This window comes from Candidatus Hinthialibacter antarcticus, from assembly GCA_030765645.1.
Lineage (GTDB): Bacteria > Hinthialibacterota > Hinthialibacteria > Hinthialibacterales > Hinthialibacteraceae > Hinthialibacter > Hinthialibacter antarcticus.
On record JAVCCE010000051.1, the window covers coordinates 29,525 to 44,755 of the forward strand.

8 protein-coding genes and 1 CRISPR repeat array are annotated in these 15,231 nt (G+C 50.0%); all 8 genes read left to right on the forward strand.

The genetic code is table 11. The features are described 5' to 3' along the window. The first annotated feature begins 46 nt into the window (after window positions 1-46). The 8 genes from P9L94_11775 (at window position 47) to cas2 (ending at window position 11,936) form a co-directional block, all read left to right on the forward strand. Window positions 47-1,351 (forward strand): BNR repeat-containing protein, encoded by a 1,305-nt coding sequence (locus P9L94_11775; protein MDP8244754.1) that lies wholly within the window; start codon window positions 47-49, stop codon window positions 1,349-1,351. Between the two features lie 119 nt (window positions 1,352-1,470). Continuing rightward, complete coding sequence (locus P9L94_11780; GenBank protein ID MDP8244755.1) at window positions 1,471-2,424, forward strand: transcriptional regulator; 954 nt, start codon at window positions 1,471-1,473, stop codon at window positions 2,422-2,424. 96 nt (window positions 2,425-2,520) lie between these two features. Further along, window positions 2,521-4,983, forward strand: coding sequence for a CRISPR-associated helicase Cas3' (cas3, locus tag P9L94_11785; protein ID MDP8244756.1), 2,463 nt, complete (start codon window positions 2,521-2,523; stop codon window positions 4,981-4,983). Then, window positions 4,980-7,268 carry a type I-U CRISPR-associated protein Csx17 gene (csx17, locus tag P9L94_11790; GenBank protein ID MDP8244757.1) on the forward strand — a complete coding sequence of 763 codons (2,289 nt, stop codon included), beginning with the start codon at window positions 4,980-4,982 and terminating at the stop codon, window positions 7,266-7,268. Before cas3 ends, csx17 begins: the two co-directional genes overlap by 4 nt. A gap of 29 nt (window positions 7,269-7,297) precedes the next feature. Next, entirely contained in the window at window positions 7,298-8,251 is a 954-nt protein-coding gene (cas7u, locus tag P9L94_11795; GenBank protein MDP8244758.1) for a type I-U CRISPR-associated RAMP protein Csb1/Cas7u, read from the forward strand. Between the two features lie 14 nt (window positions 8,252-8,265). Beyond that, window positions 8,266-9,921 carry a type I-U CRISPR-associated protein Csb2 gene (gene csb2, locus P9L94_11800; protein MDP8244759.1) on the forward strand — a complete coding sequence of 552 codons (1,656 nt, stop codon included), beginning with the start codon at window positions 8,266-8,268 and terminating at the stop codon, window positions 9,919-9,921. A 5-nt stretch (window positions 9,922-9,926) separates the two neighbouring features. Next, window positions 9,927-11,639, forward strand: a complete 1,713-nt coding sequence (cas1, locus tag P9L94_11805; protein MDP8244760.1) for a CRISPR-associated endonuclease Cas1 — start codon at window positions 9,927-9,929, stop codon at window positions 11,637-11,639. Window positions 11,640-11,645: 6 nt separating this feature from the next. Continuing rightward, entirely contained in the window at window positions 11,646-11,936 is a 291-nt protein-coding gene (gene cas2 / locus P9L94_11810; GenBank protein MDP8244761.1) for a CRISPR-associated endonuclease Cas2, read from the forward strand. 179 nt (window positions 11,937-12,115) lie between these two features. Further along, a CRISPR array of direct repeats spans window positions 12,116-15,223; the repeat unit is 36 nt; unit sequence ATTTCCACCGATGAATTTCGGTGGCCCCATTGAAGC. Window positions 15,224-15,231 lie beyond the last annotated feature (8 nt).

A 15,231-nucleotide genomic window follows, 5' to 3' on the forward strand; every position in this document is an offset into this window, starting at 1 on the left:
GTCACTCACAAAATGTTGTATAAACCGCTTCGCAATTGGTGCTCTAATGAAAATGAATTTTTTTTGTGTTTCATTGCTGTTAATCATCCTTCTTTCATCCTCAGCAGCCGAAATCAATATCACACCTATCGGATTAGGTTGGGCAAGAAATTCTATCAACACAGTGATCTTCAGACGCAACTCAGTCGTAACCCATGAGCAGACGCAATACGTTGCATACTATGACGCGGATTCACATGTTGTTCTCGCGAAACGCAACCTCAACAACCAAACTTGGGAAACCAAAACAACGCAATATAAAGGCAATACACGTGATGCTCATAACTCGATCAGTATCATGGTCGACGGCAGCGGGATATTGCACATGTCGTGGGACCATCATGGCCATGAATTGCGGTATTGCCGCAGCAAAGAACCTGGCTCTCTAGAACTCACTGAGAAAATGCCAATGACTGGCAAAAAAGAAAACAAGGTCACATATCCCGAATTTTACCGTCTGCCAAATGGAAATCTGCTTTTTCTGTATCGTGATGGATCATCAGGACGAGGCGATCTTATGATGAATCATTACAATTACAAAACCCAGACTTGGAGCCAACGGCAGGATGCTTTCATCAATGGAGAAGATGAACGAAATGCATACTGGCAGATGTGTACAGATAACAATGGAGCCATTCACATCTCCTGGGTGTGGCGAGAATCGGGCGATGTCGCCTCAAATCACGATATCTGTTATGCAAAATCGCTTGATGAAGGAAAAACATGGCTTAAATCCAATGGCGAGCAGTATACGTTACCTATAACCGCTGAAAATGCAGAATATGCTGCGCGAATTCCAATGAGTAGTGAGTTGATTAATACAACGTCTATGAGTGCGAATGACAAGAGCAACCCATACATAGCAACCTATTGGCGTCCTCAAGGCTCTGACGTTCCTCAGTATCATTTGGTCTTTCATGACGGAAAAGATTGGAACATCAGACAGATCACAAACCGGGAAACCCCTTTCAGTATTAAAGGAGGAGGAACAAGACGGATTTCCATCTCACGCTGCCAGATTGTCGTGGACAGTCAAGAAAACATGGATGTGGCTTATATGCTCTTTCGGGATGTTGAAAGAGACAATCGTCTATCAGTTGCGATAAGTGAAAATGCACAGCTTTCTGGCTGGCGATTCGAAGATTTGACTGACTTTTCCTTGGGCATGTGGGAACCATCGTACGATACAGAGATGTGGAAGCGAGAAAAGAAGCTGCATGTTTTTATTCAAAAAGTTGGGCAAGGAGACGGGGAAAGCATTGAAGATATCCCACCACAGACAGTATCTATCCTGGAATGGAATATAGAGTGATTTTTTTGATTTTGTTATAAAAACATCTTGACTTGCCTTCTCTACATCTTTAATAATACTAATACGTAAAATTAAGGGCCGTTTAAAAGCGTGTTTCTGTGTATTCTAGGGGGAGCATCATGGCTAGATTACCAAAAAGTATACGGATTAACCGATTGGTCGAATTACTCCGTCCCAATCAGCATTATCAGACCGCAGAGAAACTCGCGCAAGAACTTAAAGTAACAGAACGTACTTTCTATCGGGATTTAGGCGCACTATCCAATCTGGGCTATTCGGTCTATCACGATAGAGGGTATAAACTTCACAAGACGATGCCGCCCGTTAAGGCCTCGCTCTCACCTGAAGACCTTCAAACGCTGCGTTTGCTTACTGACACGTCCTCATTACACAAATTGCCTGAAGTCAAACAGCGTTGCATCATTTTATTCAGCAAGTTAGAGAATATAGTCCCGGTTGAAACTGACGAGACGGATGAAACGATGATCTGCACCGGTGACGGTCTCTCGCCTGATCAATTGAAAATTTCACTCAAAAAAATTGAAGCGGCCTTATCGAAGAAAAGTGTTTGCCAGGTGTCGTACCAGGGGTTGAAGGACAACAAACCACTCGAGCGCACCATTCATCCTTACGGCTTAACAATTCGCGCGGGCAATTGGTACTTGGTTGCTTTTGACGAAGAGCGCAATGATTTCCGAACATTCCGGTTGGAACGAATTTTCAAATTAAAAGTTGAACAGGTGACCTTCAAACGTGATGACAGATTTAATCTGGATAATTATTTTGCGAACAGTTGGGCCGTGTTTCGAGGCAAGCCAACGAAAGTGAAAATTCTTCTCAAGGGAATCGCCGCCAAAATTGCAACAGAACGTAACTGGCCCAAAGATCGTGAAATTGAATGGCAAGACGATAATACGGCAATTCTCACAGCCACGGTAAACGGGACGGAAGAAATCATGGCTTGGGTGATGAGCCTGGGCAGTGACGCCGAATTGCTTGCCCCAAAATTACTAAAAAACCAGTTGATCAAAGCGCTTCAGCGCACTTTAGCGGGGTATGAGAAATTGGGGTGACAGCGGTTGTCAGGTAGAGGCGGTATATTGAAGATGATACAACTTGAAGAGCAATTTCCACATAAATTCTAATGAAATGGGATCATAACCGGGGCCATGAAAACATTTAAGCAGATTTTTCAGCAAGCAACTTCCTTAGAGCCGTTTCCCTTTCAAGCAAAATTTGCCGAAACGCTGCCGTCTTTGGTTCGAGTTCCGACCGGCTTGGGAAAGACCGCCGCAGTGGTGCTGGGGTGGCTATGGCGTAGGCGCTTCGCCCAGGACGAAGTCAGAAATGCGACGCCCCGCCGCCTGGTCTATTGCTTGCCGATGCGCGTCTTGGTCGAACAAACCCGCGATTGCGTGAGCGGTTGGATCCAAAAACTCGGCCTTGAAAATGAGATTGACGTCCATGTGTTAATGGGCGGGGAAGATAAAAAAGATTGGGACCTCCACCCCGAGCGCGAGGCCGTCTTTATCGGAACGCAAGACATGTTGCTCTCGTGCGCGTTAAACCGGGGTTACTCGCTGACCCGTTTTCGCTGGCCGATGGCGTTTGGGCTGTTCAACAATGACTGCCTTTGGGTGATGGATGAAGTGCAACTGATGGACGCCAGCCTGCCCACTTCAACCCAACTCGACGGGTTTCGTAAACAACGCATGGGGTCGAAGAATTGCCAAACTGTTTGGATGTCAGCCACGTTAGAAAACGAATGGATGAAAACGGTCGATTCGGACTCGGCAATCTTTGAGTCGATGTTGGAACTCGATGAATCTGACGATGGCAATGCCGAAGTGCAAAAACGTTGGGACGCCCATAAAAAAGTCGAACGCTGTGAGTGCGTGATGGGCGATGCGACTGCCATATCAGAAATGATCGTTGCCAACCATCAACCCGACAGCCTCACACTCGCCATCTTCAATACCGTTGATCGCGCCAAAGAGGTTTACCAAAAAGTCCAAAAGCAATGCAAGGACGCCGACGCCTTGCTCTTGCATTCGCGTTTTCGCTCGTGTGACCGTGAGGGCATTATCAAACGCCTTCTCGAGCCTGTCCCGCCGCAAGGGCGCATTGTGATCTCGACCCAAGTGGTCGAAGCCGGAATCGACATCTCCGCCCAAACCCTATTCACCGAACTGGCGCCCTGGGCCTCGCTGGTGCAGCGTTTTGGGCGCTGCAACCGCAAGGGTGAATATAACAAAGATCAATCCGCAAACGTGTATTGGTTTGATTTGCCTGAAGAAGAAAAAACGCATGACAAAATGAGGCTGCCGTATGAACTCGCTGACGTAACCAACGCGCAGGCGTTGTTTCAATCGCTCGAAAACGCCAGCCCCTCATCGCTCGATCAACTTCGAACAGACCAACCAAAGTTATACCGCGACGCGATGACCGTCCATTCCGACCATGTGATTCGCAAGCGTGATCTAATTGACTTGTTTGACACGACCCCCGATATGGCGGGCGCGGATATTGATATTTCCCGCTTCATTCGTTCGGATGACAGCAAAGACGTTCAAGTCTTTTGGCGGGATTGGGCGGAGAAAGAGGCGCCAAGTTCTCTTAAAGAAGAAGCGATGCCGCGCCGCGAAGAATTATGCACCGTGCCGATTGGGGCGTTCAAGGATTTTTGTAAAAAAAATAAAGATGCGAAATTGATCAACAAATGGGACGACTTGCAAGAAGAATGGACGCAAACCAGGGATGAACATATCTACCCCGGGCAGGTGTTTATGCTGCATTCTTCTCTGGGCGGATATACGCCGCAGTTCGGCTGGATCGGTCACGCAAAAAAGAACGAACCCGTCGAACCCATCACAGCAGACCCAGGCGATACGCCGCAAAAACCAGAAGGGTACGCGTCTGACCGATGGGCCGAAAACCCGTGGCTCAACATCGCCCAACACACCGACCACGTCGTCGCTGAGATGGAGGCGATTCTTCAGTCGGTCGCGATTGATGAAGAATTTAAAACTCACTTGCTGGATGCGGCGCGCTGGCATGACCGCGGCAAGGCGCATGAGGTGTTTCAAAACAGGTTATATGACGGCGACGGCCCAGACGAAGCCGACAAACAGAAATACGAGAGGCCTCCAAAATGGCAGGGCCTACGCGATCTCGCCAAGGCCCCCAATGGCTTCTGGAAACGCGGTTATGAGCGCAATTCGTTTCGGCATGAACTCGCCTCCGGGTTGGCGATCTTGCAAGCCGGGCTTGCTGATTTGATCGCGTATCTGGCGGCGGCCCACCATGGCAAGGTGCGCTTGTCGATTCGCTCAATGCCCAATGAAAAACCGCCGCAAGAAGCGGAGCGACTGTTCGCGCGCGGAGTTTATGACCAAGACGCCTTGCCGAAAGTTGACCTCGGCGACGGCGTCACGGCGCCAGCGGTGGAACTTTCGCTGCAGTGCATGCAACTCGGGCGCGACGAAAACAACCAGCCCAGTTGGGCGGAACGCATGTTAAAACTGCGCGACAACGTCGGCCTGTTTCGGCTGGCCTATCTCGAAGCATTGATCCGCGCGGCTGACATGAGGGCCAGCGCCAAGGAAGACATAAAAACGGAGGCGTCAAAATGAATACGCAAACCATTCAACTCAGAGGCTGCACGCCCGAACCGTTAATGAGTTATCTCAAAGCGCTGGGCATTCTGCGGTTGGTGTCTGAACAAATTGACCCCGACGCGGTCGGCTGTTGGCGGAACGATGTCTTCGTTCTTCAGACAGAACTCACGCAAGACCAACTGGTCGAATTTTTCCTGAATGACTATCAACCCACACCAATAGTTGTTCCTTGGAGTGGCAACGATTACTTCGAGGTTAATCAGAATCCTGCGGATACACACTATAGAAAAACTCCATCAGGTCCAAAAATTGTAGAAGCGTTTAATCAGACAAAGTGTGATCGGCTAAAAAAATATAGAGAAGCAATATCAAAAGTTTTTTCTGCAATGCAATTGAGCAAGATTCATTCAAAAGCAGACATGGGGAAAAATAAACCCAAATATCTATCCACTCTTCGAAATATTTCTAATGGTTCACTTGTGGAGTGGATTGATGCGTCATCAGTGATTATAGATAATAAAAGTGCATTTAATGACTTGCTGGGAAGTGGTGGAGGTAGTGACGGCAATACTCATTTATCTGATAACTTCATGCAAAATTTGTGGGATATGTTTCCTGATTTTGACGAGCAAAGGCAGGAAAGGCGAAATGCAGTTTCCAAGGTGTATGATTCAAGCAAGAAATATTTGTCTAATGCGTTATTCAGTAATGCAATAGACGAATTGATTTTGCATCGTACATCTGCTCTTTATGACTCGAGTGCAATTGGCGGTCCAAATTCTACACAAGGGATGGATGGGGATTCTCTTATGAATCCCTGGAATTTTATACTTCTTTTAGAAGGGACTATCTGTTTTGCAGGCGCTTTAGTTAAAAGGTTTAATACCAAAAAGGCCAAATCAATTGCTTTCCCATTTCGCTTTGATTTCACAACAACTGATAATGATAGAACATCAGATAAAGAACGATCAGGCCATGAATTTTGGATGCCATTATGGAGTCAGTTTACGAGTTGGTGTGAAATTTCATATTTGCTAAAAGAAGGTCGTGCAGAAATTGGTCAGAATGCGGCTAGAAATGGGCTCGATATGGCTCGCTCTGTTGTGAGCCTTAGTGTAGATCGAGGTGTAAATTCTTATAACCGTTTTGCAATAGTGAAAGGTCGGGTAGGCGGTGATAATTACAACACTGCGGTTAACTTAGGTAAATTTCATGTGCATTATAGAAAAAACATTAGTCTCATTACCCAGATTGATCGCTGGTTGTCTACGTTGCGTTCTGTTTCTAGTGGAAAGAATGTTCCCGTCCGGTATGCAACAGCGTTGCGTAAAATTGAAACGACCATTTTCGATTATTGCCGCTTTGGCGGTAACGAACGCTTAATCAAACTTCTGATATGCTTGGGCGCCGCACAACAACAACTTGGCGTCACGATGGGCAAGGTTGGGCAAAGCCTAAAAACGGTTTCTCCGCTTTCGGGGTTGTCGGGCGGGTGGCTCGATGTGTTAAATCCTCAATCCACTGAGACGCGCCTGGCGCTGTCTATCGCGGGGATATGGGACGCCTCGAAAGAACTCGGTTCCATTCGTACTAACATGGAGCATGTTGAACTGACTGGCTTCTGGAAATGGTCGGACGTCAAGCATCCGCGCGTTGTCTGGAGTTCATCCCGCCTTACCCAAAATCTCGCTGCCGTTCTAGCGCGCCGCATGATGGACGGCAACAAAAAATCCTGCGACGCGCTGCCGATTCACTCGCGCTTTCCCGCTGGGCTAAACATGATCTCGGCGTTTCTCGCCAATGAGACCGACGATGAACAAATTGATGACTTGCTGTGGGGATTCATCGGGATCGATTTTCGCCAGGCGAAGCCACTGCCGCCCTGTGACGCCGAAGCCCCACCGCTTCCGCGCGCCTATGCGCTATTGAAGTTGCTGTTTCTTCCCGGTGACATTGTGTTTGATACGACCTCGAAACAATGGCGCTTCGCCAAGGATAACAAGCCTGGCGTCGCCATTCGCCCCGAGCCGCGCATCCTTCCGCTGTTGCGCGCCGGGCGTTTGGGCGAGGCGTGTCGAATCGCCTATGGACGGCTTGTGTCGAGTGGGTTCCAACCGTTGCCCGGGCCGGACGCGACGCGGCGTTGGCGCGAACACGAATGGGACAGCGAGTTTCAAGCCTATGAAAACCCCATGCTCGCCGAGCGGATTGCGGCGGCGCTCATCTTACCGATTCACGATTATGAATTGAATATTTTGATCAACCTGGTCACAAGAAAAAGCGAACCCGCTTTATCCTAAATAACAAACGCTGAAGGAGAACCGGAATCATGAGTATTGACTACAAAACGCTGCAAAATTCGCCCCGACTTCTCATTGACGTCGAACTGAAGCCGCTGCAAGGCCACCGCTTTCAACCCACCGGTTTTCCTGACCTGGGCGCTGCGCGTTACACCGCGCCGGACGGGACGGAAATGTTGTTGGTTGAATCGGCGCAGTCGGTCGCCAACCGCATGGAAATTTCGTGTTGGGCCGCCAAAAAAAAAGAATTGATCGAAGACCTGAAGGGACTTTCTTATATTGTTGTCAAAAAAGAAAACGGCAAGATTTTAACGTCGTCTATTCTCGAATCACACCGCATCAACTCGCCCTATATTTTGGAGGGTCAGGACAAGTCTGTCTTTAACATACTCAAGAATGAGTTGGCGGAACTAGAAATTGGCGCAGTCGATCTTCGGAAATTTGCATCCATTTTATTAAAATATGATCTCAATGCGTTGTTACATGGAATCTTTTTGGCGAAAAAAGAACTTGCGGGAGGGCGCTTGCGCTTGCCTCGGATCGTGTCAGGTTTTGTTGAAGCCAGCGACGCCAAAGTCGCCGAAAGCGGCGGCGTGAAAAATGACCATGTCGATCCAAGCGGAGATACAAACAAAGGCTTCGGCAATGTCCCCTATCATCGAACTGAATTTACCGCGAAGAACATCACGGCTTATTTCAATCTCGACTTGGCCTTGTTGCGGAGTTACAACCTGCCGGATGAAGCCAACCAGTTATTGATTGCGCTTTCGCTTTTCAAAATTCAACGCTTTCTGTCAACCGGGCTGCGGCTGCGCACCGCCTGCGATCTGGAGCCTGTCGAACCGGCGATTGCGGCGAAGCGTCCCGATGGGTTTGAGATTCCAGATGAAACCGCGCTGCTCAAAGAGTGCAAAGACTTGATCGCGAAATGTAAGCCCCATTTCGCCGACCCGTGCATCACCGAAGTTGAGTGGAAAAAATAGAGCGAGGGAAACCCATGATTGCTATCGCATTGCGCTTTTCCGCCGGGCGCTTTCATGCCACTCCCTGGGGGCGGCATGTCAATGAAGGCGTCCCCGAATGGCCGCCGTCGCCGTGGCGGATGCTGCGCTCGTTAATCGCCGCGTGGAAAATCAAGACGCGTGAGTATTCCAATGAAGACGTACGTCCCATTGTTGAAGCGATGTTGGCGCTGCCGGATTTCTGTTTGCCCGCCGCGACATCCGGGCATACCCGGCACTATATGCCTTGGAACAAGTCGAGCCCGACCACTCTCGTATTCGACGCTTTCGTCTGCGTTGATCGCGAGGATGAGTTAGTCGCGCTTTGGCCTGACGCCGAACTCGACGAAAGCCAGCGGAACATTCTGTCGAAGATTCTCGACAACCTGGGCTATTTTGGCCGGGCGGAATCTTGGTGTGAGGCGCGCTTGTTAGACGACGCAGACGCGGCGCAACGTACGCCCAATTGTTCTCCCTTAAACGGCGAGCCGCCAGACAAAAATCAAGAACTGGTTCGCGTGTTGTGCGCCGACCCCGCGCAAGCGTTGAGCGATGAATATGTGACCGAGGAGATAACAACAGGGCGGGGCAATAATAAAACCGTCGTCAAACAAAGCCAATATGATCCCTCTTGGAACCTATGTATGGAGACCGAACAGTTACACAAAGAGCGCTGGTCTGATCCGCCGGGGTCGCAGTGGGTCCGCTATTTGCGCCAATCCGATTGCCTGTCTCCAACGCCGAAACCGAAGTCGGCCCGAAGAAGAGGGCCTGCAATACAAGTCATACGTTATGCGCTCGATTCGACCGTGCTTCCCTTGCTGCAAGATACGCTGCCAATGGCCGAAGCGGCCCGCCGGGCGTTAATGGGCAGTTTCGGTAGAATCCAGTGGAACCGTGAGCATCAAGGTGAGCCATTGCCACCTTCTGGCGAGTGGCCAAAGTCTGAACTCTTGTCGGGCAAAGACGCGAGCGGCACGCCGTTGAAAGGGCATGGACACGCCTTTTATATTCCCACTGATGAAGATGGAGACGGGCGCCTCGACCACCTCACCGTCTATTGTCCGCAAGGCTTCGAACGCGGCAGCGGCGAACTGGTCGCCGCCGACAAAATTCGTACACTCATGACCTTTGATGAATCCAAGCCATTGCGCGTTTTGTTGATGGGGTTGGGCAACGCGAATGATTATGCGCCGTTCCCTGTGCGCGCCTCCCGCGTATGGGTGTCGGCGACGCCGTTTATCGCAACGCGTCATCCAAAAGCCAAAGGAATAAAGCGCGATCCCGAACCGGTGTTGCGTGATCCCGTTGCGTTTTTGAAACAGGTGTTGCGAGAAGAACTGAGCCGTCTTGCGTTAAGAGAAAACATGCAGGCGTATCAACAAGCGATTGACTCCGCTGTGATAACGCCTCTAGGCGAAAACGGCAACTTCATGATTTCCCCCGCAAATTGGATGACAGCAGGGAAGGGAAGTTCTCGTTCCATTCGCCCCATTCAATTCAAAAAACACCGGATGCGAAAAAAAAGAGAATCGTCTCTGCGCTGCGGGGCGTTTCAAATTGAATTTCCGGTTGAAGTACCGGGGCCGATCCTGTTGGGGAAAAATTCTCATTTCGGTATGGGATTATTTTTACCGGGCGATCAGAGGTAGAGCCAATGGTCCAGTCATTCGATCCGTCAGGCGCAATTGAGACGCCCGAATTCATCCCAGCGAGAATGCTGAATGAGTTTTCCTTTTGCCCAAGGCTGTGCTACCTCGAGTGGGTCGAACAGGAGTGGCGTGAAAACGAATGGACGCTCGACGGGACGCGCCAGCATCGCCGCGTTGATAAACCGGGCGGCGCCTTGCCGGACGCTGATAAAATGGACGACCCCGAAAGCGAGACCATCCACGCGCGTTCGGTCACGCTGTCTGCGCCTGGTGCGGGCTTCATCGCCAAGTTGGACCTAATTGAAGCCGATGACGGCGAAGCGCTCCCCGTTGAATATAAACGCGGAGCAGTGCCCGATAACGAAGATCAATCGTGGGAGCCGGACCGCGTTCAACTCGCGGCCCAGGCGCTGGTCTTGCGTGAGAACGGCTACCGCTGTTCGAGCGGCGTGATCTATTACGCCCAATCGCGGCGGCGGGTCACCGTGCCCATTGATGCGTCATTGATTGAACGGACGAATGAACTGGCCCGTGAACTTCGACAAACCACCGAACGCGGCGCCATCCCGCCTCCTCTTGTCGACAGTCCCAAGTGTCCGGGTTGTTCGCTGGTGGGAATCTGCCTGCCCGACGAAACCAATTATGCCTTGGGCCTAGAACCCGCAGCCGCTGAAGAAGAAACCGTGCGCAGGCTGTATCCCGCCCGTGACGACGCCTCTCCATTATACGCCCAAGAACAAGGCGCGTATGTCGGTAAATCCGGCGAAGAAGTCACCGTGAAAAAACACGGCGCCGTCGTCGCAAAAATTCGACTAATGGAACTCTCGCACGTCTGTTTGTTCGGCTCCGTTCAAATCAGTACGCAGGCTGTGCAGCAATTAATGAAACGCGAAATCCCCGTTTTATATTTTTCGTACGGCGGGTGGTTTAACGGCTTGTGTTCGGGGATGCCGCATAAAAATATCGAGCTGCGCCGCCAACAATACCGTGCGTCTGAAACTGAAACGGCGTTGAAAATCGCCCAAACGCTGGTCCGCGATAAAATACAAAATACGCGAACGCTCTTGCGGCGCAATTCATCGGTTGATGTTGACGCAGCAATGACTGAACTCAAACAAATGGAAGACCGCAGCCTGACGGCGAACGCGTTTGACTCGCTGCTCGGCATCGAAGGAAACGCAGGCCGCATCTATTTTCAACACTTCGCGACCATGATAAAAAACAAAGAAGGTTCCGCTGAAACGCCGCCGTTCGACTTCCAATCACGCAATCGGCGTCCGCCCCGCGATCCGGTCAACGCCCTTCTATCATTGGCCTATTCGATGTTAGCGAAAGATTTGACGCTGACGCTGCTAACGGTTGGGTTTGATCCCTATCTCGGGTTTTATCATCAACCGCGCTATGGCCGCCCGGCGCTCGCATTAGACCTGATGGAGCCGTTTCGCCCCTTGATCGCCGACTCGACAGTGTTGACTTCAATCAATACCGGCGTGGTGGCGCCAAACGATTTCATCAAAGCGGGAGACGCGGTTTCGCTAAAACCCGACGCGCGCAAACGCTTCATCATGGCCTACGAGCGGCGCATGGACGCCCTCATCACTCACCCTGTGTTTAACTATCGCGTCAGTTACCGGCGCGTACTCGAAATCCAGGCGCGTTTGTTGGCGCGGTTTTTAACAGGCGAATTACAGGCGCCGCCCACCTTCACCACCCGGTAGAAAATAATGAGAAGACTCTATATCATTACCTATGACGTGTGTGACGCAAAACGCTTGCGTAAAGTGTTTAAAATTATGCGCGGGTTCGGCGACCATTTGCAACTCTCGGTCTTTCGCGCCGACCTCTCCAATAAAGAACGCGTGTTGTTGCACACCAAACTCGATGAGGTGATTCATCACTCGGAAGACCAAGTGTTGATCTTTCCCGTCGGGCCTGCTGGAGGGGAACTAGAAAAAGAAATCGTCGCATTAGGAAAACCGTATGAACCGTCAGAACGATGTGCGGTCGTTGTTTAACGGCGCCGCTTTCGAGAGGCGAAGTGACGCGCTTTCACCGGGAAGCGCTCGCTCTTTGATAATTCAGGAGTTAAAAGATGATTTTGTTCCCAAATTATAATGACTGTAATAAAATATTGAGGCGGCTCTCGCAGAAGGCTTCCCAAAAGCAGTTAAATCAACGCCCCCGGATGGGGGCTATTTCCACCGATGAATTTCGGTGGCCCCATTGAAGCAGGATCGACGGGTGGGGTTGATACGGGGAGTGCGTCAAATTTCCACCGATGAATTTCGGTGGCCCCATTGAAGCTGTTCCCTATATTGTTGGCATAGTGTTTGCAAAGACAAATTTCCACCGATGAATTTCGGTGGCCCCATTGAAGCCGCGGTGAAGCCGCACACAAACAATCTTTCCTACCCACATTTCCACCGATGAATTTCGGTGGCCCCATTGAAGCATGTATTCCGCCAGCGTTGCTCTGGTGATAAGCCCCAATTTCCACCGATGAATTTCGGTGGCCCCATTGAAGCGCAACTTGGGCGGTTCTTTGAGATCGCGGACGATGCATTTCCACCGATGAATTTCGGTGGCCCCATTGAAGCCGGCAGTTCCGGCGCTGACTTGCGATCCACGAGTGCATTTCCACCGATGAATTTCGGTGGCCCCATTGAAGCAGAATGGAATTTCGTCGTCTTTGGCGTCGCTATTGGCGTATTTCCACCGATGAATTTCGGTGGCCCCATTGAAGCCGTTGAACTAATGGTCGATAACAAGTTGTCGCCTGAATATTTCCACCGATGAATTTCGGTGGCCCCATTGAAGCGCAGCCATTTTCGAGCGGGGCCGCCCGGGTCGGGCGCATTTCCACCGATGAATTTCGGTGGCCCCATTGAAGCCCCGAGGGACACACAGAGGAAGCGCTGGCGTACTGGCGGATTTCCACCGATGAATTTCGGTGGCCCCATTGAAGCCAGTTGGCTCCGATTTCGTCCATGCGGTCATTATGCCATTTCCACCGATGAATTTCGGTGGCCCCATTGAAGCCGGCTTTAAGCGGCACCACTTTTCCGCCGCCATGTTATTTCCACCGATGAATTTCGGTGGCCCCATTGAAGCATGCTCAAGACAATTAATAATGGATGCTGTTAATACAGATTTCCACCGATGAATTTCGGTGGCCCCATTGAAGCACTTTTTGCGGCGCGTCGTGAATCAAAATCAACCCCTCATTTCCACCGATGAATTTCGGTGGCCCCATTGAAGCGCGTTTTCGCAGAGTGACGTGCTGCGCGGGACGATGCATTTCCACCGATGAATTTCGGTGGCCCCATTGAAGCACGGGATCAATAAAACCATATCCAGGCGCATTGACCATTTCCACCGATGAATTTCGGTGGCCCCATTGAAGCGGAGTTGTTAGACGTTGAGCGATAAGTAGTATTCCATTTCCACCGATGAATTTCGGTGGCCCCATTGAAGCGAGTTTTGAATTACCTTCATTGAACATGGGGTTTGAGATATTTCCACCGATGAATTTCGGTGGCCCCATTGAAGCACCTTCTGCGATTGGGAATCCCGCAAAGATATCACGATTTCCACCGATGAATTTCGGTGGCCCCATTGAAGCAAAAAGCGATAGATGATGTTTTAGGTCAACAGGTATATTTCCACCGATGAATTTCGGTGGCCCCATTGAAGCCCGCGTAGAAAGGATGGTACCGTGTCTTTTACACGTAATTTCCACCGATGAATTTCGGTGGCCCCATTGAAGCACTCGCTGCAAACTGTGCTTGAAGACGCGTCGAATACTATTTCCACCGATGAATTTCGGTGGCCCCATTGAAGCGGCTGGTGTTCCGATAGAGTCACCGGAATTAAAACCAGATTTCCACCGATGAATTTCGGTGGCCCCATTGAAGCGAAATTCTCGAGTACATTGAAGACGCCGGAGTAACATCATTTCCACCGATGAATTTCGGTGGCCCCATTGAAGCCACCTATTGCAGCAACAACACTCCCAACAATTGCAACATTTCCACCGATGAATTTCGGTGGCCCCATTGAAGCTCTTCAATTTTGGCGCGTAAGTCGGGGCGATATTTTATTTCCACCGATGAATTTCGGTGGCCCCATTGAAGCATCCTCACTTCCATTCTGTTTGTCAAATTGCTTCCATTTCCACCGATGAATTTCGGTGGCCCCATTGAAGCATTGAGGAAAAAGAATTCGTAGAAGGTGATTTTATTGCGATTTCCACCGATGAATTTCGGTGGCCCCATTGAAGCATGAATGATGTCTTAAATGCTTGCATCGCTTGTCCCGATTGCCACCGATGAATTTCGGTGGCCCCATTGAAGCTGATTTGAGGATTTTTACTTCCGCTGATCCCAATGTTATTTCCACCGATGAATTTCGGTGGCCCCATTGAAGCGGCACGTTGACATCGTTTTGTTTGAAGAATAAATGGTTGCATTTCCACCGATGAATTTCGGTGGCCCCATTGAAGCATCATTATGTTTTGACGTTCTATACCCCGATGTTATTATTTCCACCGATGAATTTCGGTGGCCCCATTGAAGCCAAAACATCCAATAACTTAGATGCATTATTTGTTTTATTTCCACCGATGAATTTCGGTGGCCCCATTGAAGCATTCAATTGAATACGTCCACTCACAAGATAATTAATGATTTCCACCGATGAATTTCGGTGGCCCCATTGAAGCCGGTTGGTCGATCATTACGTGTTGGCCATACTTCGGATTTCCACCGATGAATTTCGGTGGCCCCATTGAAGCGGCTTGACGTAGATTAAAGTGTACCGCAATAGCCGAATTTCCACCGATGAATTTCGGTGGCCCCATTGAAGCATGTTTCCACCGACGATGGTGAGTCGGAACTATATAAATTTCCACCGATGAATTTCGGTGGCCCCATTGAAGCGACTTCCGCTCGTCCTTCTCTTCCTTCTCGGCCTTAATTTCCACCGATGAATTTCGGTGGCCCCATTGAAGCTGATTAAAAACATGCGCGGCGTTATCTCTCACTGCGGTATTTCCACCGATGAATTTCGGTGGCCCCATTGAAGCCGCGTAAAACTAGAGATTTATGTGGATGGTGTTCCTGATTTCCACCGATGAATTTCGGTGGCCCCATTGAAGCCGTGCAATGTAAGTTGTGCTTGCACTGTCAGGCTCTCATTTCCACCGATGAATTTCGGTGGCCCCATTGAAGCAATACCTGCAAACTTAATCATCCCACGGTTATTGCTGATTTCCACCGATGAATTTCGGTGGCCCCATTGAAGCATGTTAGA

What these genes read in the sequence shown, in the direction of transcription:
- P9L94_11780 (MDP8244755.1), top strand. Translation starts at nt 1,471, where the DNA reads ATGGCTAGATTACCAAAAAGTATACGGATTAACCGATTGGTCGAATTA.
- cas7u (MDP8244758.1), top strand. Translation starts at nt 7,298, where the DNA reads ATGAGTATTGACTACAAAACGCTGCAAAATTCGCCCCGACTTCTCATT.
- csb2 (MDP8244759.1), top strand. Translation starts at nt 8,266, where the DNA reads ATGATTGCTATCGCATTGCGCTTTTCCGCCGGGCGCTTTCATGCCACT.
- P9L94_11775 (MDP8244754.1), top strand. Translation starts at nt 47, where the DNA reads ATGAAAATGAATTTTTTTTGTGTTTCATTGCTGTTAATCATCCTTCTT.
- cas1 (MDP8244760.1), top strand. Translation starts at nt 9,927, where the DNA reads ATGGTCCAGTCATTCGATCCGTCAGGCGCAATTGAGACGCCCGAATTC.
- csx17 (MDP8244757.1), top strand. Translation starts at nt 4,980, where the DNA reads ATGAATACGCAAACCATTCAACTCAGAGGCTGCACGCCCGAACCGTTA.
- cas3 (MDP8244756.1), top strand. Translation starts at nt 2,521, where the DNA reads ATGAAAACATTTAAGCAGATTTTTCAGCAAGCAACTTCCTTAGAGCCG.
- cas2 (MDP8244761.1), top strand. Translation starts at nt 11,646, where the DNA reads ATGAGAAGACTCTATATCATTACCTATGACGTGTGTGACGCAAAACGC.